The organism is Ramlibacter sp., from assembly GCF_036676645.1.
Lineage (GTDB): Bacteria > Pseudomonadota > Gammaproteobacteria > Burkholderiales > Burkholderiaceae_C > Ramlibacter.
This window is the reverse complement of sequence record NZ_JAKFCM010000019.1, coordinates 12140-30494: the sequence shown is the minus strand read 5'-3', so window position 1 is coordinate 30494 and position 18355 is coordinate 12140. Positions and strand designations below refer to the sequence as shown.

Annotated in this window: 24 protein-coding genes and 1 pseudogene; 15 read left to right on the top strand and 10 right to left on the bottom strand. The window is 70.4% G+C overall.

Annotated elements, in window-relative coordinates; genetic code table 11:
• The 10 genes from V6M57_RS04035 to V6M57_RS03990 all read left to right on the top strand — a co-directional run.
• On the top strand, positions 1 to 382 hold a 382-nt coding region (locus V6M57_RS04035), incomplete at its 5' end, for a 50S ribosomal protein L4 (RefSeq protein WP_332813698.1).
• Positions 379 to 714, top strand: coding sequence for a 50S ribosomal protein L23 (gene rplW, locus V6M57_RS04030; protein ID WP_332813697.1), 336 nt, complete (start codon positions 379 to 381; stop codon positions 712 to 714). The genes V6M57_RS04035 and rplW, both read left to right, overlap by 4 nt.
• A 3-nt stretch (positions 715 to 717) precedes the next feature.
• Positions 718 to 1542, top strand: a complete 825-nt coding sequence (gene rplB, locus V6M57_RS04025; RefSeq protein WP_332813696.1) for a 50S ribosomal protein L2 — start codon at positions 718 to 720, stop codon at positions 1540 to 1542.
• A 12-nt stretch (positions 1543 to 1554) separates the two neighbouring features.
• Positions 1555 to 1833: a 30S ribosomal protein S19 gene (rpsS, locus tag V6M57_RS04020; RefSeq protein ID WP_332813695.1), complete on the top strand. Its 279-nt coding sequence runs from the start codon at positions 1555 to 1557 to the stop codon at positions 1831 to 1833.
• Between the two features lie 9 nt (positions 1834 to 1842).
• Positions 1843 to 2172 (top strand): 50S ribosomal protein L22, encoded by a 330-nt coding sequence (gene rplV, locus V6M57_RS04015; protein WP_332813694.1) that lies wholly within the window; start codon positions 1843 to 1845, stop codon positions 2170 to 2172.
• A 14-nt stretch (positions 2173 to 2186) separates the two neighbouring features.
• Positions 2187 to 3107 carry a 30S ribosomal protein S3 gene (gene rpsC / locus V6M57_RS04010; RefSeq protein WP_332813693.1) on the top strand — a complete coding sequence of 307 codons (921 nt, stop codon included), beginning with the start codon at positions 2187 to 2189 and terminating at the stop codon, positions 3105 to 3107.
• Between the two features lie 2 nt (positions 3108 to 3109).
• Positions 3110 to 3526 (top strand): 50S ribosomal protein L16, encoded by a 417-nt coding sequence (gene rplP, locus V6M57_RS04005; protein ID WP_324912761.1) that lies wholly within the window; start codon positions 3110 to 3112, stop codon positions 3524 to 3526.
• Positions 3527 to 3539: 13 nt separating this feature from the next.
• On the top strand, positions 3540 to 3743 hold the full coding sequence (gene rpmC / locus V6M57_RS04000) for a 50S ribosomal protein L29 (protein ID WP_332813692.1): 204 nt from the start codon (positions 3540 to 3542) through the stop codon (positions 3741 to 3743).
• 12 nt (positions 3744 to 3755) lie between these two features.
• Entirely contained in the window at positions 3756 to 4025 is a 270-nt protein-coding gene (gene rpsQ, locus V6M57_RS03995) for a 30S ribosomal protein S17 (RefSeq protein ID WP_332813691.1), read from the top strand.
• Between the two features lie 80 nt (positions 4026 to 4105).
• Positions 4106 to 4612 (top strand): peroxiredoxin, encoded by a 507-nt coding sequence (locus tag V6M57_RS03990; RefSeq protein WP_332813690.1) that lies wholly within the window; start codon positions 4106 to 4108, stop codon positions 4610 to 4612.
• Between the two features lie 39 nt (positions 4613 to 4651).
• Here the strand turns inward: V6M57_RS03990 and V6M57_RS03985 are convergent, their stop codons facing one another.
• Positions 4652 to 5125 carry a GNAT family N-acetyltransferase gene (locus V6M57_RS03985; protein ID WP_442968776.1) on the bottom strand — a complete coding sequence of 158 codons (474 nt, stop codon included), beginning with the start codon at positions 5123 to 5125 and terminating at the stop codon, positions 4652 to 4654.
• Positions 5126 to 5224: 99 nt separating this feature from the next.
• Positions 5225 to 5884 (bottom strand): cytochrome b/b6 domain-containing protein, encoded by a 660-nt coding sequence (locus V6M57_RS03980; protein WP_332813688.1) that lies wholly within the window; start codon positions 5882 to 5884, stop codon positions 5225 to 5227.
• 143 nt (positions 5885 to 6027) lie between these two features.
• On the opposite strand from V6M57_RS03980, the gene V6M57_RS03975 reads away from it, so the two are divergent.
• A complete protein-coding gene (locus tag V6M57_RS03975; RefSeq protein WP_332813687.1) occupies positions 6028 to 6483 on the top strand; it encodes a c-type cytochrome in 456 nt (151 codons plus the stop codon).
• 90 nt (positions 6484 to 6573) lie between these two features.
• Here V6M57_RS03975 and V6M57_RS03970 read toward each other — a convergent pair whose 3' ends face one another.
• The 3 genes from V6M57_RS03970 to V6M57_RS03960 form a co-directional block, all read right to left on the bottom strand.
• Complete coding sequence (locus V6M57_RS03970) at positions 6574 to 7071, bottom strand: TlpA disulfide reductase family protein (RefSeq protein WP_332813686.1); 498 nt, start codon at positions 7069 to 7071, stop codon at positions 6574 to 6576.
• Between the two features lie 62 nt (positions 7072 to 7133).
• Positions 7134 to 7868, bottom strand: coding sequence for an alpha/beta hydrolase (locus V6M57_RS03965; RefSeq protein WP_332813685.1), 735 nt, complete (start codon positions 7866 to 7868; stop codon positions 7134 to 7136).
• A 1-nt stretch (position 7869) separates the two neighbouring features.
• Positions 7870 to 9105: a CaiB/BaiF CoA transferase family protein gene (locus V6M57_RS03960; RefSeq protein WP_332813684.1), complete on the bottom strand. Its 1236-nt coding sequence runs from the start codon at positions 9103 to 9105 to the stop codon at positions 7870 to 7872.
• Positions 9106 to 9181: 76 nt separating this feature from the next.
• On the opposite strand from V6M57_RS03960, the gene V6M57_RS03955 reads away from it, so the two are divergent.
• The 4 genes and pseudogenes from V6M57_RS03955 to ptsP all read left to right on the top strand — a co-directional run bounded on the left by V6M57_RS03955 (position 9182) and on the right by ptsP (position 12862).
• The gene (locus V6M57_RS03955) at positions 9182 to 10414 is read left to right on the top strand and encodes an MFS transporter (RefSeq protein ID WP_332813683.1); all 1233 of its coding nucleotides are present in this window, start codon (positions 9182 to 9184) and stop codon (positions 10412 to 10414) included.
• A pseudogene (locus V6M57_RS03950) lies at positions 10411 to 10861 on the top strand (PTS sugar transporter subunit IIA); the annotation flags it as partial. The gene V6M57_RS03955 and the pseudogene V6M57_RS03950, both read left to right, overlap by 4 nt.
• Complete coding sequence (locus V6M57_RS03945) at positions 10833 to 11102, top strand: HPr family phosphocarrier protein (RefSeq protein WP_332813681.1); 270 nt, start codon at positions 10833 to 10835, stop codon at positions 11100 to 11102. The pseudogene V6M57_RS03950 and the gene V6M57_RS03945, both read left to right, overlap by 29 nt.
• Entirely contained in the window at positions 11099 to 12862 is a 1764-nt protein-coding gene (ptsP, locus tag V6M57_RS03940) for a phosphoenolpyruvate--protein phosphotransferase (RefSeq protein ID WP_332813680.1), read from the top strand. The genes V6M57_RS03945 and ptsP overlap by 4 nt, the downstream gene beginning before the upstream one ends.
• Here the strand turns inward: ptsP and V6M57_RS03935 are convergent.
• The 5 genes from V6M57_RS03935 to V6M57_RS03915 form a co-directional block, all read right to left on the bottom strand.
• Positions 12859 to 15303, bottom strand: a complete 2445-nt coding sequence (locus tag V6M57_RS03935) for a penicillin-binding protein 1A (protein WP_332813679.1) — start codon at positions 15301 to 15303, stop codon at positions 12859 to 12861. The two genes, ptsP and V6M57_RS03935, sit on opposite strands and share 4 nt — an antisense overlap.
• Before the next feature lie 172 nt (positions 15304 to 15475).
• Positions 15476 to 16330, bottom strand: a complete 855-nt coding sequence (locus V6M57_RS03930) for a DMT family transporter (protein WP_332813678.1) — start codon at positions 16328 to 16330, stop codon at positions 15476 to 15478.
• A 43-nt stretch (positions 16331 to 16373) separates the two neighbouring features.
• Positions 16374 to 17363, bottom strand: a complete 990-nt coding sequence (gene lipA / locus V6M57_RS03925; RefSeq protein ID WP_332813677.1) for a lipoyl synthase — start codon at positions 17361 to 17363, stop codon at positions 16374 to 16376.
• A gap of 7 nt (positions 17364 to 17370) precedes the next feature.
• Positions 17371 to 18036: a lipoyl(octanoyl) transferase LipB gene (gene lipB, locus V6M57_RS03920; RefSeq protein WP_332813676.1), complete on the bottom strand. Its 666-nt coding sequence runs from the start codon at positions 18034 to 18036 to the stop codon at positions 17371 to 17373.
• 11 nt (positions 18037 to 18047) lie between these two features.
• On the bottom strand, positions 18048 to 18350 hold the full coding sequence (locus V6M57_RS03915; RefSeq protein WP_332813675.1) for a DUF493 family protein: 303 nt from the start codon (positions 18348 to 18350) through the stop codon (positions 18048 to 18050).
• Positions 18351 to 18355 lie beyond the last annotated feature (5 nt).

Here is an 18355-nt window from a genome sequence, read left to right as displayed (position 1 = left end):
GCTGTGGCGCGGGGGCGGCCGCATCTTCCCGAACAGCCCGGAAGAGAACTTCACCCAGAAGATCAACAAGAAGATGTACCGCGCCGGCATGGCGTCCATCTTCTCCCAGCTGGCCCGCGAAGGGCGCCTGGCCGTGGTCGACTCCCTCAAGGTGGACTCGCCCAAGACCAAGCAGCTGGCCGCGAAGTTCAAGGCGATGAACCTCGAATCGGTGCTGGTGATCGCCGAGGAAGTCGACGAGAACCTGTACCTCGCCTCCCGCAACCTGGCCAACGTGCTCGTGCTCGAGCCGCGTTACGCCGATCCGCTGTCGCTGGTGCACTTCAAGAAGGTGCTGCTCACCAAGGGCGCCCTCGACCAGCTCAAGGAGATGTTCGCATGAGCCGTGTGAACCCCACTCCCGCCGAACGCAAGTTCGACGAAGGCCGCCTGATGCAGGTGCTGGTCGCACCGGTCGTCTCCGAGAAGGCGACGCACGTGGCGGACAAGACCAATGCCGTCACCTTCAAGGTGCTGCAGGACGCCACCAAGCCCGAGATCAAGGCCGCCGTCGAACTGATGTTCAAGGTCGAGGTCACCGGCGTGTCGGTGGTCAACACCAAGGGCAAGACCAAGCGCTTCGGCCGCTCGATGGGTCGTCGCGACAACGTCCGCAAGGCCTACGTGACGCTCAAGGAAGGCCAGGAGCTCAACCTGTCCGGGGAGGCCGCGTAAATCATGGCAGTCGTGAAGATGAAACCGACCTCGCCCGGCCAGCGTGCCGTGGTCAAGGTCACGCGCGATCACCTGTACAAGGGTGAGGCGTACGCGCCCCTGCTGGAGAAGAAGTTCCAGAAGGCCGGCCGCAACAACAACGGCCACATCACCGTGCGCCACAAGGGCGGCGGCCACAAGCACCACTACCGGGTGGTGGACTTCGTGCGCAACAAGGACGGCATCCCGGCCAAGGTGGAGCGCATCGAGTACGACCCCAACCGCACGGCCCACATCGCCCTGGTGGTGTACGCCGACGGCGAGCGCCGCTACATCATCGCCCCGCGCGGGCTGGAGGTCGGCGCGCAGCTGGTGTCCGGCTCCGAGGCGCCGATCCGCGCCGGCAACACCCTGCCGATCCGCAACATCCCGGTGGGCTCGACCATCCACTGCATCGAGCTGCAGCCCGGCAAGGGCGCGCAGATCGCGCGCTCGGCCGGCACCTCGGCGACGCTGCTGGCCCGCGAGGGCGTCTACGCGCAGGTGCGCATGCGCTCCGGCGAGGTGCGCCGCGTGCACATCGAGTGCCGCGCCACCATCGGCGAAGTGGCCAACGAAGAGCACAGCCTGCGCCAGCTCGGCAAGGCCGGCACCAAGCGCCACATGGGCATCCGTCCGACGGTGCGCGGCGTCGCGATGAACCCGATCGACCACCCGCACGGCGGCGGCGAGGGCCGCACCGGCACGGGCAAGCCGCCGGTCGATCCGTGGGGCAACCTGACCAAGGGCTACCGCACGCGTAACAACAAGCGCACGCAGACGTTCATCGTCTCGCGCCGCAAGAAGTAAGGGGTCGCACAAATGACGCGTTCTCTCAAGAAGGGTCCGTTTGTGGACCACCACCTGGTGGCCAGGGCCGACAAGGCCGTGTCCAGCAAGGACAAGAAACCGATCAAGACCTGGTCGCGCCGCTCGATGATCCTGCCCGAGTTCATCGGTCTGACCATCGCCGTGCACAACGGCAAGCAGCACGTGCCGGTCTACATCACCGACCAGATGGTGGGCCACAAGCTGGGCGAATTCGCCCTGACGCGCACCTTCAAGGGTCACCCGGCGGACAAGAAAGTCCAGAAGAAGTAAGGAGCAGACATGGAAACCCGTGCAGTCCTCCGCGGCGTCCGCCTGTCCGTCGACAAGGGCCGGCTGGTCGCCGACCTGATCCGCGGCAAGAAGGTGGACCAGGCGCTGAACATCCTGGAGTTCACCCAGAAGAAGGCCGCCCTCGTGGTCAAGAAGGTGCTGGAGTCCGCGATCGCGAACGCCGAGCACAACGAAGGCGCCGACATCGACGAGCTGAAGGTCAAGACCATCTACGTGGAGCAGGGCGCCACGCTCAAGCGCTTCACCGCGCGCGCCAAGGGCCGCGGCAACCGCATCAGCAAGCCCACGTGCCATGTGTACGTGACGGTCGGCAACTGAGGCAAGGCAAGAATATGGGACAGAAAATCCACCCGACCGGCTTCCGTCTTTCGGTCAGCCGCAACTGGGCCAGCCGCTGGTATGCCAACAACCGCGACTTCGCCGGCATGCTCGCCGAGGACATCAAGGTCCGCGACTACCTCAAGGGCAAGCTGAAGAACGCCGCCGTCTCGCGCGTGCTGATCGAGCGCCCCGCCAAGAACGCCCGCATCACCATCTACTCGGCGCGCCCGGGCGTGGTGATCGGCAAGAAGGGCGAGGACATCGAGGCACTGAAGAAGGAGCTGGCCACCCGCCTGGGCGTGCCGGTCGCCGTCAACATCGAGGAAGTCCGCAAGCCCGAAGTCGATGCCCAGCTGATCGCCGACTCGATCACCCAGCAGCTCGAGAAGCGCATCATGTTCCGCCGCGCCATGAAGCGCGCGATGCAGAACGCCATGCGCCTGGGCGCGCAGGGCATCAAGATCATGTCGTCGGGCCGCCTGAACGGCATCGAGATCGCGCGCACCGAGTGGTACCGCGAAGGTCGCGTGCCGCTGCACACGCTGCGCGCCGACATCGACTACGGCTTCTCCGAGGCCAAGACCACCTACGGCGTCATCGGCGTCAAGGTCTGGGTCTACAAGGGCGACACCCTCGGCCGCAGCGATGCGCCGTCGCTGGACTCGACGCCGCGCCCCGAGGGCGAGGAGCGCCGCGGCCCGCGCGGCCCGCGCCGTGACGGTCGTGGCGGCCCCGGCGGCGACCGCCGCGGCCCCTCGCGCGGCCCGCGCGGTGGTGCCGGTGCCGGCACCACCAGCGCCGCGCCCGCCGACGGCAGCGACAAGCCCCAAGAGGCAACTGGAGGCGCGGATGCGCCGAAACCCGCCGTTAAGCGCGTGGCCCGCAAGGTCGCCGCGCCGGCCGCTCCCGCGGCCGACGGCAAAGGAGAGTAAACATGCTGCAACCCGCTCGACGCAAGTACCGCAAAGAGCAGAAGGGCCGCAACACCGGGATCGCGACGCGTGGCAACACGGTCGCCTTCGGTGACTTCGGCCTGAAGTCCACCGACCGCGGCCGCCTGACGGCGCGCCAGATCGAGGCCGCGCGCCGCGCGATCTCCCGCCACGTCAAGCGCGGCGGCCGCATCTGGATCCGCGTGTTCCCGGACAAGCCGATTTCGCAGAAGCCGGCCGAGGTCCGCATGGGCAACGGCAAGGGCAACCCGGAGTTCTACGTCGCCGAAATCCAGCCGGGCAAGGTGCTGTACGAGATCGTGGGCGTGCCCGAGGAACTGGCGCGCGAGGCGTTCCGCCTGGCCGCGGCCAAGCTGCCGCTGCGCACCACGTTCGTGTCGCGCATGATCGGCGCGTGAGGAAGGTACCGACATGACCAAAGCTTCCGACCTGCGCCAGAAGGACGTGGCCGCCCTCGAGAACGAGGTGAAGGACCTGCAGCGGGCCCACTTCGGCCTGCGCATGCAGAGGGCCACGCAGCAACTGAACAACACCGCCTCGCTGCGCGTCACGCGCCGCGACATCGCGCGCGCCAAGACCATCCTGGCCCAGAAGCGCGCCGAATCCGCGAAGTAAGGAGTGACGAACATGACGGAAGCCAAGACTTCTCTGAAGCGCACCCTGGTCGGCAAGGTGGTGAGCGACAAGCGCGCCAAGACCGTGACGGTCCTGGTCGAGCGCCGCGTCAAGCACGAGCTCTACGGCAAGATCGTGGCCCGCTCGAGCAAGTACCACGCGCACGACGAGAAGGGCGAGTACCACGTGGGCGACCTGGTCGAGATCACCGAAAGCCGGCCGATCTCCAAGACCAAGAACTGGGTGGCCACCCGCCTGCTGCAGAAGGCCGCGGCGGTCTAAGCCACCCCGGCGCAGCGCCCATTCGAAACGGCCCACAATGTGGGCCGTTTCTTTTTCCAGCCAGTAACAGGAGATCGCCCATGATCAAGGTCGGAGACAGCCTGCCGGACGTGACGCTGCAGGAGTACTCGGAAGTCGAAGGCAACGGTTGCAGCATCGGCCCCAACCCCGTGAAGGTGAAGGCCGCCGCCGCCGGCAAGACCATCGCGCTGTTCGGCCTGCCGGGCGCCTTCACGCCCACTTGCTCGGCCAAGCACGTGCCGGGCTACGTGCAGCAGTTCGACGAACTGAAGAAGGCCGGGGTGGACGAGATCTGGTGCGTCAGCGTCAACGATGCCTTCGTCATGGGCGCCTGGGCGCGCGACCAGAAGACCGACGGCAAGGTGCGCATGCTGGGCGACGGGAGTGCCGATTTCGCCAAGGCCACCGGCCTGACGCTGGACCTGACCGGCCGCGGGATGGGCGTGCGCAGCGCCCGCTACTCCATGCTGGTCAAGGACGGCAAGGTCGCGACGCTCAACGTCGAAGGGCCCGGCAAGTTCGAGGTGAGCGACGCCGGCACGCTGCTGGCGCAGGCGAAGGCCTGATGGCCTTTCCCTCTCCCTGCGGGGAGAGGCGGTGGCACCTCACAGGTCGACCTTGAGGTAGTGCGCCCCGGGGATGGGGTTGTGGTAGTACGGCTCGATGGCCTGGAAGCCCAGGTCCTCGTACAGCGCCCGGGCGGCCTCCATGTCGTCCAGCGTGTCCAGCAGCACGCAGGCGTAGCCGCCCTGGCGCGCCGCATCCAGGATCGCCTCGGCCAGCTGGCGGCCCAGGCCGAAGCCGCGGAACGCCTTGCGCACGAACAGGCGTTTCATCTCGGCGGCGTCGGGGTAGTCGCAGGCATCCAGCGGACGCAGCGCGCAACAGCCGGCCAGGGCGCCGTCCACCCGCGCCAGCAGCAGCGTCCCTCGCGGGTGGGCATAGTCGCCCGGGAGGCTCTGCAACTCTTCCTCGAAGCCCTGGAAGCACAGGTCCACGCCCAGGCCCTGGGCGTACTCCCGGAACAACTCTCGCGTGGCGTCCAGCTCCTCGGCGCTGGTGGGGATCACCAGTTCGATGACGGGTAAGTCGGCCGTTGGCACTCGGTGGCAGGAAAGAAGGGGCGGGCCGGCCAGTTTAGCGGCTGGCCGCGCGGGCTCAAGCTCAGCCGCAAAGGGCTAGTTCACCAGCCACCAGACCGCACCGGCGCACGCCGTGAACAGGCCCAGGGCCGCCAGCCGGCTGGCCGCGTCGTCGCGCGAAGCCGGCGCCGGGAAGGCCAGCACCTTGTCGCCGCGCAGCATGGGGCCCACCAGGTCCTGCCGCCTGCGCCACTGGTAGAACAGGACGGCGGCGACGTGCAGGCCGACCAGGCCGACCAGCAGCCATTGGCCCACGTCGGCGTGGTAGGCGGTGGCGGCCAGGCCGGTGTCGGTCTCCACCAGCCGGTTCAGCGGTCCCTGGAAGGCGATCTCGTCATCGCTCACCAGGCCGGTGCCCACTTGCGCGAGCAGGGCGCCGAGCATGGCCAGCACCGAAGCGGCGCCCAGCGGGTTGTGGCCCACCAGCTGGTCCGGGTGGGCGCGGCCGCGCAGGTAGTCGGCCACCCGGGCCGGTGCGTGCAGGAAGGCCGCGAACCGCGACCAGCGACCGCCCACCAGCCCCCAGGCCAGCCGAAATGCGAGCAGCGCCAGCACCGCGTAGCCCAGGCGGGCATGCCACTCGATCCAGGAGCCGGGCGCCCACGCCGTCGCCAGCAAGCCGATGACGCAGGCCACCAGGGCCCAGTGAAAGAGGCGGGTGGGAAGGTCCCAGACCCGGATCGTATGGGTGCTCATCTCGTGGTCCTCGGGCCGGATTGTGCGGGCAATCGTCGGGAGCGCCGGCCCCGCGTCCGATGTCCCAGTGCGCCGCTCGCACTTCGATCTCCTGCTACAAATCCGGCGCCGCGCCGCGGCCTGCATCCAACCCGGAGACCCGCATGAGATTTTTCGCCCCGCTCGCCCTCGCCGCTGCTGCCGCCGCCTTTGCGGTCCCGGCTTCGGCCCAGTTCGCCAAGCCCGAGGACGCCGTGAAGTACCGCCAGAACTCGCTGTTCGTGATGGCGCAGCACTTCGGCCGCATAGGCGCCATGGCCAACGGCAAGGTGCCCTACGACGCCAAGGCGGCGGTGGAGAACGCCGAAATCGTCAACGTGATGGCGCGGCTGCCGTGGGCGGGCTTCGTGGGCGGCACCGACAAGCTGGGCAACACCAGGGCCAGGCCGGAGATCTGGACCGAGCAGGCGAAATTCAGGGAGCACAACGAGAAGCTGGTCGGCGAGTCCGCCAAGCTGCTGGCCGCGGCCAGGACCCACAACCTGGACAACCTGAAGGCGGCGTTCAGCGCCACCGCAGGCACCTGCAAGGCCTGCCACGACGACTTCCGGAACAAATGACGCCCGCGCGCGGTGGCGCGAGCCCCGCACGCCGGAACCGCAAAGGGCGCCTACTGGGCGCCCTTCCTCATTCGCCGCGGGAGGGCGTCCTCACCCTTGCGCCAGCAGCCGCTCGATCAGCTGGTGCAGCTCCGCGAAATCGGGCTGGCCGACGTAGCGCTTCACGATCTCGCCCCGCTTGTTGACGATGAAGGTGGTGGGCGTGATCTGCACGTCGCCCCAGGCCTTGGCCACGGCGCCGGTGTTGTCGATGGCCACGGCGAACGGCAGCTTGCGCGTCTGCGCATAGTTGACGACATAGCTGGGCGGGTCGTAGCTCATCGCCACGGCCACCGTCTGGTAGCCGCGCGCCTTGTACTTGTCGTAGGTCTCGACGATGTGGGGCATTTCCGCCACGCAGGTGGTGCAGCTGGTGGCCCAGAAATTCACCAGCGTGACCTTGCCCTTGAGGTCGTCGGTGGTCCGGGTGCTGCCGTCCAGCAGCACGAAGGTGGAGGCCGGCGCGGCCGCGGTCCCGGTGTTCAGGTACACGGCGGCGCCGACGGCCACCACCGCCGCCGCGACCACGCCCATCAGTGCTTTTTTCATCGCCCGCCCAGTTTAAGACCCGGATGGACTCCGCGGCCGGTGAAAGGTTTCTGGCGCAGCACTCAGGCGCAGCCCGACAGGATGGCGGCCAGCTCCGCCGGCCGGCTGACCATGGGGTCGTGCCCGGTCGCCAGTTCGACCACCCGGGCCCCGCCGCCGCCCCGCCAGGCGCCGCCCCAGAAGCCCGGGTCGGCCATGCGCGGGCGGATCGCGTCGATGGTGGGCAAGGCCGGCGCGGTGCAGTTGACGAAGGTGCGGGGGACGGCGGCCACCCGCGCCGGGTCGAAGTCCAGCGGCGCCTGGTAGCAATGGCCCGGCTGCGGGGTCAGGCGGCGCTTGACCCACCGGTAGTCGTCGGCATCGAGGCCGTAGTTGTCGGGGTCCGGAACCGCCAGGGCGAACGCGGCCGAGGCCGCCGCGCTGGCCAGGCGCGCCTCGCGTACCGCCCGCGCGTGGGTGCTGCTCCAGCTCTCGCCCGGGCGCGGCACCACCGCGTCGACGTACACCAGGTGGCGCAGCCGCGGGCCCAGGCGGTCGGCGATGGCGGTGCCGATCATGCCGGCGTAGGAATGGACGGCCAGCACCACGCCGTCCATCTCCTCGGCTTCGAGGGCGCCGGCCACGTCCTGGACGTGGGTCTCCAGCGTGATGGCCGGCGACAGCAGGTGCGCGCGCTCGCCCAGCCCGGTCAGCGTCACCGCGTGGACCCGGTTCCCCTCGCGCGCCAGCGCCTGCACCACGCGCTGCCAGCACCAGCCGCCATGCCAGGCGCCGTGGACCAGGAGGAAGTTCGCCATTTCAGATGACTCCTTGCTGCTGCAGTTCGGCCACCTGCGCCTCGCTCCAGCCGAGCACGCTGGTGAGCACCTCGCGCGTGTGCTGGCCCAGCAGCGGCGGCGGCAGCGCGCTGCGCACCGGCGTGGCGCCCATGCGGATCGGGCTGCCCACCAGCCGCAAGCCGTCGGCCAGCGGGTGCTGCCATTCGGTGACCATGCCGCGCTCGCGCACCTGCGGATCGGCGAACACCTCGGCCAGGTTGTTGATGGCGCCGCAGGGCACCTTGGCCGCCTCCAGTGCCGCCAGCCAGTCGGCCTTGCCGCGGACCTTCATCACCTGCTCGAGCAGCGGCACCAGCACGGCGCGGTGGCGGACCCGGTCCTGGTTGCGCGCGAAGCGTTCGTCGCGGGCCAGCTCCGGCCGGCCCGCCACCTCGCAGAACTTCACGAACTGGCCGTCGTTGCCCACCGCCAGGATGATGTGGTCCTTGCTGCCGTCCGGCGCCGGTGCCACCTCGAACACCTGGTAGGGGACGATGTTCTGGTGCGCGTTGCCGGCGCGCCCCGGCACCTTGCCGCTGACCAGGTAGTTGGCGCCCAGGTTGGCCAGCATCGCCACCTGCGTGTCCAGCAGCGCCATGTCGACGTGCTGGCCTTCGCCCGTGCGCTCGGCGTGGCGCAGCGCGGCCAGGATGGCCACCGTCGCATACAGGCCGGTGAACAGGTCGGCCACCGCCACGCCGACCTTCTGCGGCCCGCCGCCGAGGTCGTCGCGCTCGCCCGTGATGCTCATCAGCCCGCCCATGCCCTGCACTGCGTAGTCGTAGCCGGCACGCTCGCGGTAGGGACCGGTCTGGCCGAAACCGGTGATGCTGCAGTAGACCAGGCGCGGGTTGAGCGCGCGCAGCGTTTCCCAGTCCAGGCCGTAGCGGGCCATGTCGCCCACCTTGAAGTTCTCCACGAACACGTGGCAGTGGCGCACCAGTTCGCGCACCAGCGCCTGGCCGGCCGGCTGCGCGATGTCGCAGGTGACCGAGCGCTTGTTGCGGTTGGCGCCCAGGTAGTAGGCCGCCTCGCGCGTGTCCTGCCCGTCGCGGCCCGGCAGGAAGGGCGGGCCCCAGCTGCGCGTGTCGTCACCGCTGCCCGGCCGCTCGACCTTGATCACGTCGGCGCCGAGGTCGGCCAGGGTCTGCGTGCACCAGGGCCCGGCCAGCACGCGGGACAGGTCGAGGATGCGGATGCCGTCGAGGGAAGTCATGCCGGGATTGTCGAACGGAACCGTATCATCGCCCGATGCCGCCCACCTGCGCTCCGTGCCCGCCGATGAAGTCCGCATGGAGCTGCTGAGCCGCCGGGCGGCGATCCAGGTGTTCCTGGCCTTCGCATTCGCGTATTTCTTCTCCGCGCTGCTGCGCGCCGTCACCGCCACCCTGGCACCCACGCTGACCAGCGAATTCGCCCTGAGCGCGCGCGACCTGGGCCTGCTGGCCGGCGGCTACTTCATCGGCTTTGCCGCCACCCAGCTGCCGCTGGGCACCTGGCTGGACCGGCATGGTCCGAAGAAGGTCATCGTCGCCTTCCTGTCGATCGCGGTGTTCGGCTGCGTGGCCTTTTCGCTGGCCGGCAGCTTCGGCACCCTGCTGGCCGCCCGCGTCCTGTGCGGCGTCGGCGTGAGCGCCTGCCTGATGGCGCCGCTCACGGGCTTTCGGCGCTGGCTGGACCCCGGGGCGCAGCTGCGCGCCAACTCCTGGATGCTGATGACCGGCTCGTTCGGGATGCTGGCGTCCACCCTGCCGGTGCAGTGGCTGGTGCCGCTGGCCGGCTGGCGGCCGCTGTTCTGGGGGCTGGCGGCGCTGATCGCGCTGTCCATGCTGCTGCTGGCCTGGCGCTTGCCGGCCTGGCAGCCGCCTGCGCCTGCCGCGGGCGGGCGGGCCAGCTACGCCGAGGTCTGGCGCAACCCCTGTTTCCAGCGCCTGGCGCCGGTGGGCTTCTTCAGCTACGGCGGCATGCTGGCCCTGCAGACGCTGTGGGCCGGGCCGTGGATGGTCCGGGTGGCCGGCTACACGCCGGTGGAGTCCGCCACCGGGCTGTTCACCATCAACCTGTCCATGCTGGCCACCTTCTGGAGCTGGGGGATGGTCACCCCGATGCTGGCGCGCCGCGGGATCGGCGCCGAGCGCCTGATTGCCTGGGGCCTGCCCTGGAGCCTGCTCGTGCTGGCCGGCATCGTCTGGGCCGGCCCCGCCGCCGGCGCGCCGGCGCTGGCGCTGTTCTGCGTGACGTCGACCTTCGTCTCGCTGGCCCAGCCTGCCGTCGGCATGGCGTTCCCGGCGGCGCGCGCCGGCCGCGCGCTGTCGGCCTACAACCTGGTCATCTTCCTGGGCGTGTTCACCTTGCAGTGGGGCATCGGCCTGCTGGTGGACGGCTTCGCCGCGCTGGGCTGGTCGCAGGTGGCGGCCTTCCGTGGCGCCTTTGCGGTGTTCCTGGCCTTCAGCCTGGCTTCGTACGGCTGGTTCCTGCTGGGGAACCGGGATAATCCGGGTGCCGGCCAGCCGGCCTCGTCATGAACGCGATCCTGATCATCGGCCACGCACCGCTCGCGCAGGCGCTGCGCCAATGCGCGCTGCACGTGTTTCCCGATTGCGAATCGGTGCTGGCGGCGATCGACGTGCAGCCGGACGCCGCCCCCGAGCAGACGCTGGCCACGGCCCGCCAGGCGATGGCGCAGTTCGCCGTGCCCGGCATCGACGGCGTGCTGGTGCTCACCGACCTGTTCGGCGCCACGCCCGGCAACGTTGCGCAGAAGCTGGTGGACGGCGTGCACTCGCGCCTGATCACCGGCGTCAACCTGCCCATGCTGCTGCGCGCCGTCTGCTACCGCAACGAGCCGCTCGAGGCGCTGGTCTCGCGCGCCGTCGTCGGCGGCACCCAGGGCGTGATGCAGGTGGCCGCCGGCGCCGCGCCCAACCCGCCCCGCCCCGCTCCATGATCTCCAACCGCACGACCATCGCCAACAAGCTCGGCCTGCATGCCCGCGCGTCGGCCAAGCTCACCAAGCTGGCGGCCAGCTTCCCCTGCGACGTCTGGATGAGCAAGGGCGAGCGCCGGGTCAACGCCAAGAGCATCATGGGCGTGATGATGCTGGCCGCCGGCGTCGGCAGCGAGGTGCTGGTCGAAGCCGAGGGCGCGCGGGCGCAGGAGTGCGTGGACGCGCTGCTGGCGCTGATCCACGACAAGTTCGGGGAAGGGGAATGACCTTCGCCGTCCACGGCCTCCCCGTCGCCCGCGGCATCGCCATCGGCCGCGCGGTGCTGATGGCCGGGCGCGTGGACGTGGCGCACTACTTCATCGAGCCGGACCAGGTCGACGCCGAGATCGCGCGGGTGCGCGAGGGCCGCAACGCGGTGGTCGACGAGATCCAGCGGCTGCAGCAGACCATCGCCGGCATGGGGCCGAAGGAGGCGCCGCACGAGTTGTCGGCGCTGCTGGACGTGCACCTGATGCTGCTGCAGGACGAGGACCTGATCGACGGCGTCAAGCACTGGATCCGCGAGCGCCTGTACAACGCCGAATGGGCGCTGACCACCCAGCTGGAGCAGCTGTCGCGCCAGTTCGACGAGATGGAGGACGAGTACCTGCGCGAGCGCAAGGCCGACCTCGAGCAGGTCGCCGAGCGCATCCTGCGCTACATGAAGGGGGTGCCCTCGCCGGTGGCTGCGCCGCCGCCGCGGCGCAGGACCACCCAGCAGGACCTGCTGCTGGACGGCAGCGTCGACGTCCCGCTGGTGCTGGTCGCGCACGACCTGTCGCCGGCCGACATGCTGCAGTTCAAGCAGAGCGTGTTCGCCGGCTTCATCACCGACGTCGGCGGGCGCAACTCTCACACCGCGATCGTGGCCCGCAGCATGGACATCCCGGCGGTGGTGGGCGCGCGCGGCGCCAGCCAGCTGGTGCGCCAGGACGACTGGGTGATCATCGACGGCGACGAGGGCGTGATGATCGTCGACCCCTCGCCCATCATCCTGGCCGAGTACGGCTTCAAGCAGCGCCAGGGCGAGCTGGAGCGCGGCCGGCTGGCGCGGCTGAAGCACACGCCGGCGGTGACGCTGGACGGCGAGCGGATCGAACTGCTGGCCAACATCGAACTGCCCGAGGATGCGGCCGTCGCGGTGGAGGCGGGGGCGGTCGGGGTCGGCCTGTTCCGCACCGAGTTCCTGTTCATGAACCGCCGCGGCCGCCTGCCCGGCGAGGACGAGCAGTACGAAGCCTACCGGCGCGCCGTCGAGGGCATGCGCGGGCTGCCGGTCACCATCCGCAGCATCGACATCGGCGCCGACAAGCCGCTGGACGAGGCCGAGCGCGATGCCGGCCACCTCAATCCGGCGCTGGGGCTGCGCGCCATCCGCTGGTGCCTGGCCGACCCCGCCATGTTCCTGACCCAGCTGCTCGCGATCCTGCGCGCCGCCGCCCACGGCAAGGTCAACCTGCTGATCCCGATGCTGGCCCACGCCGGCGAGATCCGGCAGACGCTGGCACTGGTGGCCGCCGCCCGGGCGGAGCTCGACCGGCGCGGCGTCGCCTACGGGCCGGTGCAGCTGGGCGCCATGATCGAGATCCCGGCGGCGGCGCTGATGGTCAAGACCTTCCTGCGCCACTTCGACTTCCTGTCGATCGGCACCAACGACCTGATCCAGTACACGCTGGCGATCGACCGCGCCGACGAATCGGTGGCGCACCTGTACGACCCGCTGCACCCGGCGGTGCTGAACCTGGTGGCCCAGACCATCGCCGAGTGCCAGGCGCAGGGCAAGGGCGTGAGCGTCTGCGGCGAGATGGCCGGCGATCCGCTGTATACCCGCCTGCTGCTCGGCCTCGGGCTGCGCAGCTTCTCGATGCACCCGGCGCAGATCCTGGCCGTCAAGCAGGAGGTGCTGCGGGCCGACACCCGCCGGCTGGCGGCGTGGGCGCGCGAGGTCATCGCGGCCGAAGAACCGGCGCAGTTGCTGGCCGGCTAGGGCATGTCGTAGCCGTCGCCACGCAGGCCGGGGACGCCCGGCATGGGCGCAGGGCCGGCGCCGCTGGCTTCCCCGGGCGGCTGCCACACGCGCGGGGCGGTGCCTCCCACGGCTCGCGGCGGTTCGCGCGGCGGCGCCACCACGGTGGCGCGTTCCACTGCCTCCTGCGCCACCGGAGGCACCACGACCGGTTGCACGGGCGGGAAGCCCAGCGCCGGTCCGGCGTTCACGCCGTACTCCGCGGGATAGGGGTTGACCGGCGTCAGCGGCACCAGTTCCGGCTGCACCTGCTCGGGCATGGGGAACAGGCTGCCCCAGGCCGGCGGCTGCGGCTCCCATGACCAGGGCTGCGGAGCGGCCGGGAAGCGCGCCTTCACGTCGACCAGGCGCGCGTCCACCACCTGGCGCATGAACTCGCCGACCATGGGCAGCGCGCTGCGGGCGCCCTGCCCCCAGCTGTCCGGCATGGTGATGCGGCTGTCGTTGAACCCGACCCAGGCGCCGGCCACCAGCCGCGGGTGCATCAGGATGAACCAGCCATCGGTGTTGTCCTGGGTGGTGCCGGTCTTGCCGGCCAGCTCGCCGGGCAGCTTGAAGCGGGTGCGGATGGCGGCGCCGGTGCCGCGGTCGACGGCGGCGCGCATCGCCTCCAGCAGTGCGGCGTCGGCAGCGGGCGACAACGCGGGCTCGGCCGCCGCCGGCCGGAACGACTCCAGCACGCGCCCGTCGCGGTCTTCCACGCTCAGGACCAGCAGCGGCGCCACGTAATCGCCGCCGTTGGCGATGGTGGCGTAGGCCGAGGCCATCTCGCGCAGGGTGACCCCGCTGGTGCCCAGCCCCAGCGAGGGCACGGCGTGCAGGCGGCTGTCGCGCACGCCCATGGCCTGGGCGAGCCGCGCCACCGCGTCGGCTCCGACGTAATGCATGAGCTGCGCCGTGATGGTGTTCTTGGAACGCGCGAGCGCGTCGCGCAGGGTGAACGGCTCATAGCTCGGTTCGCCGATGTCGGTGGGGCGCCAGATCTTGCCGTCCGGCGTGACGTACTCCATCGGCTCGTCGATCAGCATGTCGGTGGGCAGCGCGCCCAGTTCGAAGGCCGCGCCGTAGACGAAGGGCTTGAAGGTCGATCCGGGCTGGCGGCGGGCCTGGTTCACGTGGTCGTACTGGTCGCGCTGGAAGTCGCGGCTGCCGACCCATGCCCGCACGTAGCCGGTACCCGGCTCCAGCGCCACGAAGCCGGCCTCCAGCCGGGTCTTGTCGGCACGCAGGGCCTTCATGAACCCGGCGTCGGCGCGCAGCCGCGCAAGGGCTTGCGCCTCGTCCTGCCCGGCGGCCCGCGCGGCCTGGAACTGCGGCGTCTCGCGGATGAAGACGTCCACCCGCTCGCGCTGTGCGTTCCAGCCCTTGCGGCCGTCCCAGGCCTTGTCCACGCGCTCCTGCAGCCGCCCCGCCTGCGCGGCCAGCGCCTGCGTGGCCATGGCCTGCGCGCGCGAATCGAGCGTGGTGCGCACGACCAGCCCGTCGGCATGGATGTTGTAGCCGTTGCGGTCGGCCCAGTCGATCAGCCAGCGGCGCAGCAGCACGGTGAAATGCGGAGCCGGGCCGAGCTGCTCTTCGCGGCGCTCGAACTTGACCTGCAGCGGCCGATCCTTGAGCTGCTCGAAGCGAGCGGGCTCCAGCCCGCCGTTGCGCACCATCTGCGCCATCACGACGTTGCGCCGCTCGCGCGCACGCTCCGGGTGGAGCACCGGGTTGTAGGAAGTGGTTCCCTTGAGCATGCCCACCAGGGTCGCGCTCTCGAGCACGTCCAGCTCGCGCGCCGGCTTGTCGAAATAGGTGCGCGCGGCCATCTCGATGCCATAGGTGTTGTAGAGGAACGGCACCGTGTTCAGGTAGATCTCGAGGATGTCGTCCTTGCCGTAGACGCGCTCGATCTTCAGCGCGGTGATCGCCTCGCGCACCTTGCGCTCCAGCGTGGGCGCGCGGCCGATCGCCTCCGGGTAGAGGTTGCGCGCCAGCTGCTGGGTCAGCGTCGAGCCGCCCTGCAGCCGCCCGCGCAGCGTGCTGATGGCCGCGCCCAGGGTGCGTCGCAGGTCCAGCCCCCGGTGCTCGTAGAAGCGCTGGTCCTCGGTGGCCAGCAGTGCCTCCACCACGTGCGGCGAGACCTGCGAAAGCGGCACCCACTCTCGCCAGGTCTGGCGGAACACCGCGAGCGGCCGGCCATCCGAGGTCAGCAGCACGCTGGGGTAGTCGTCCTGCTGCTGCTTGAGGTTGCCGATCAGGGGCGTCTCGGGCAACTGGTCCAGCACGTACAGCACCGGCGGCACGGCCACGGCCAGCACCAGCGCGAGCAGGACGGTGGAGGCCAGGAACCAGGGGTGGCGCCCGATCCAGGGTCGGCGCGAGCGGGCGGCAGAAGCTTCTTCGGCGCGGTCGGCCATGGTCATCGGCGGCAGGCAGTCGGAGCGTGTGAGTCGACTCTAGGGATGCACACGCACCGGCCCTGTAGGACTCGGGCGCCAGCCGCCCCGGCTGTGTCCGCAAAGGAACGCGGCCGCTTTCCGTCAGGCCGCCGCGCGCGTGGGCCCTGGGCGCCATGGCGCGCCGGGTCGCTCAGGCGGCCCGGGCGCGGCCCGGCCGCTCGCGCGTGCGCGTGCCCAGCACCGCGCCCCCGACGATCAGTGCGGCGGCGGCGGCGATGCTCCAGTCCAGCCCGCGGCCGGTCACCAGCAGCAGCAGCCCGGTCGAGGCCAGCGGCGTGAGATAGCTGAGCACGCCGATCTGTCGCGCATCGCCGGTCTTCAGGGCTCGGTCCCACAGGAAGAAGGCGGCGCCCAGCGGACCCAGCCCCATCAGGGCCAGCAGGACCCAGTCGTCCGCGCTGACCGCGACGCGCGGCTCCAGCAGCGCATGGCAGGCCAGCGACAGCAGGCCGGAGAGCAGCCCGAACAGGCCGATGGCGGCGGTGGGAAAGGGCGGCACGCGCCGGGTCAGCAGCGAATAGCTGGCCCAGACGAAGGCCGCGCCCAGCGCCGGCAGGAAGCCCCAGGACCAGCTACCCGAGGGGCCGGCGCCGGCGCCGCCGAGGATGGCGATGGCGGCGCCGCCGAATCCGAGCAGCGCGCCCGCGACGTGCCCGGCGTGCAGGGACAGCCGCGGCAGGAACAGCGGCGCCAGCACCACGATGAACAGCGGCCACAGGTAGTTCACCAGGTTGGCTTCCACCGCAGGCGCCATGCGCAGCGCGATGAACAGCAGGAAGTGGTAGCCGAACAGGCCGTAGATGCCCAATGCCAGGGTCGCCGGCCGCACCCGCCACTGCCGCAGCAGCGGCCAGGCCGGTACGCTGCCGATCACCAGCGCGATGCCGGTGAGCAGAAACGGCGGCAGGTGCGCGAGCGAGATCCCCAGCGAGGCCAGGCTCCCCCACAGCGCGATGGCACCCAGCGCGTACAGGTTGGCATGCATGGAACGCGAGCTTACCGGGGCACGCAGCCCCGGGCCGGCGCGATCAGGCGTTGGCGACGCCGGCGGCGTGCGCCTGCTGGTCGGCGTGGTAGCTGGAACGCACCAGCGCGCCCACGGCAGCGTGGCTGAAGCCCATCTCGTGCGCCTGCCGCTCGAACATCTTGAAGGTGTCCGGGTGCACGTAGCGCCTCACCGGCAGGTGCGAGGTGGACGGCGCCAGGTACTGGCCGATGGTGAGCATGTCGATGCCGTGCGCGCGCATGTCGCGCATCACCTCGAGGATCTCCTCGTCGGTTTCGCCCAGGCCCACCATCAGGCCGCTCTTGGTGGGGATGTGCGGGAACAGCGCCTTGAACTTCTTCAGCAGGTTCAGGCTGAAGGCGTAGTCGGAGCCGGGCCGGGCCTGCTTGTACAGGCGCGGCACCGTCTCCAGGTTGTGGTTCATCACGTCCGGCGGCGCCGCCTTCAGGATCTCTAGCGCACGGTCGTCGCGGCCGCGGAAGTCCGGCGTCAGGATCTCGATGGTGGTGCCGGGCGACAGCTCACGCGTCTTGCGGATGCAGTCGACGAAGTGCTGGCTGCCGCCGTCGCGCAGGTCGTCCCGGTCGACGCTGGTGATCACCACGTACTTCAGCTTCAGCCGGGCGATGGTGCGGGCCAGGTTCTCCGGCTCGTGCGGGTCCAGCGCGTCCGGCCGGCCGTGGCCGACGTCGCAGAACGGGCAGCGCCGCGTGCACTTGTCGCCCATGATCATGAAGGTGGCCGTCCCGCGGCCGAAGCACTCGCCGATGTTGGGGCAGGAGGCCTCCTCGCAGACCGTGTGCAGGTTGGCTTCGCGCAGGATCTGCTTGATCTCGTAGAAACGGGTGCTGGGCGAGCCGGCCCGCACCCGGATCCACTCGGGCTTGCGCAGCAGCTCGTGCGGCTCCACCTTCAGCGGAATACGCGACAGCTTGGCGGCCGCCTTCTGCTTGGCGGCCGGATCGTAGGTCTCGAGGGGCTGCGCGGTGCGCACGACGCGGATGGAGCTCATGGGAGTGTCAGGGCGACAGCAGGGCGACGAGCTTCTGGCCCAGGACCTGCGCCGCTTCGTTCCAGTGGGTGGGAACCCCGATTCTAGAAAGGTCCACCGTCTGCAGCCCTGCGTAACCGCAAGGGTTGATGCGGGTGAAGGGTTCCAGGTCCATGGCCACGTTCAGCGCCACGCCGTGGTAGGTGCAGTGCCGGCTGACCTTCACGCCGAGGGCCGCGATCTTGCCGAGGCCGCGGAACGGGTCATCCCCCGGCAATGCCCGGATGACGGCGTGCGAGGACGGGTCGTCCAGCCGCACGTAGATCCCCGGCGCACTGCGCACCCGGTGCCCGGTGACGCCGAACTCGCGCAGGCTGCGGATCACCGCTTCCTCCAGCCGGTAGACGTACTCCTTGACGAAGTAGCCGCGCCGGCGCAGGTCCAGCAAGGGATAGGCGACCACCTGCCCCGGCCCGTGGTAGGTGACCTGGCCGCCCCGGTTGGTGGCCACCACCGGGATGGCGCCGGGCGCCAGCACGTGTTCGGCCCGCCCCGACAGCCCCTGCGTGAACACCGGCGGGTGCTCGCACAGCCAGATCTCGTCGGGCGTTTCGTCGGTGCGCGCGCGGGTGAAGGCCTGCATGGCCTCGTAGGTGGGCCGGTAGTCCACCCGCCCCAGCATGCGCACCTGCATGCCGCGGCGGCCTAGAGCACCACCTTCACCATCGGGTGCGAGGTCAGCGCGCGGTACAGGTCGTCGAGCTGCTGCCGGCTGGTGGCCGTGACGGTGATGGTGATGCCCAGGTAATTGCCGGCCTTGCTGTCGCGCAGCTCCACGCTCGCGGCATCGAAGCCGGGATCGAACTGCTTCGCGATCCGGGTGACGGCGTTCACGAAGCCGTCGACCTTGGCGCCCATCACCTTGATCGGGAAGCGCGACGGGTAGGCGATCAGCGAGTCCTTGCGCGGGTCGGCGGCAGGAAAGGGGGCGGGCGCGCGGGCGGTCATCTGGG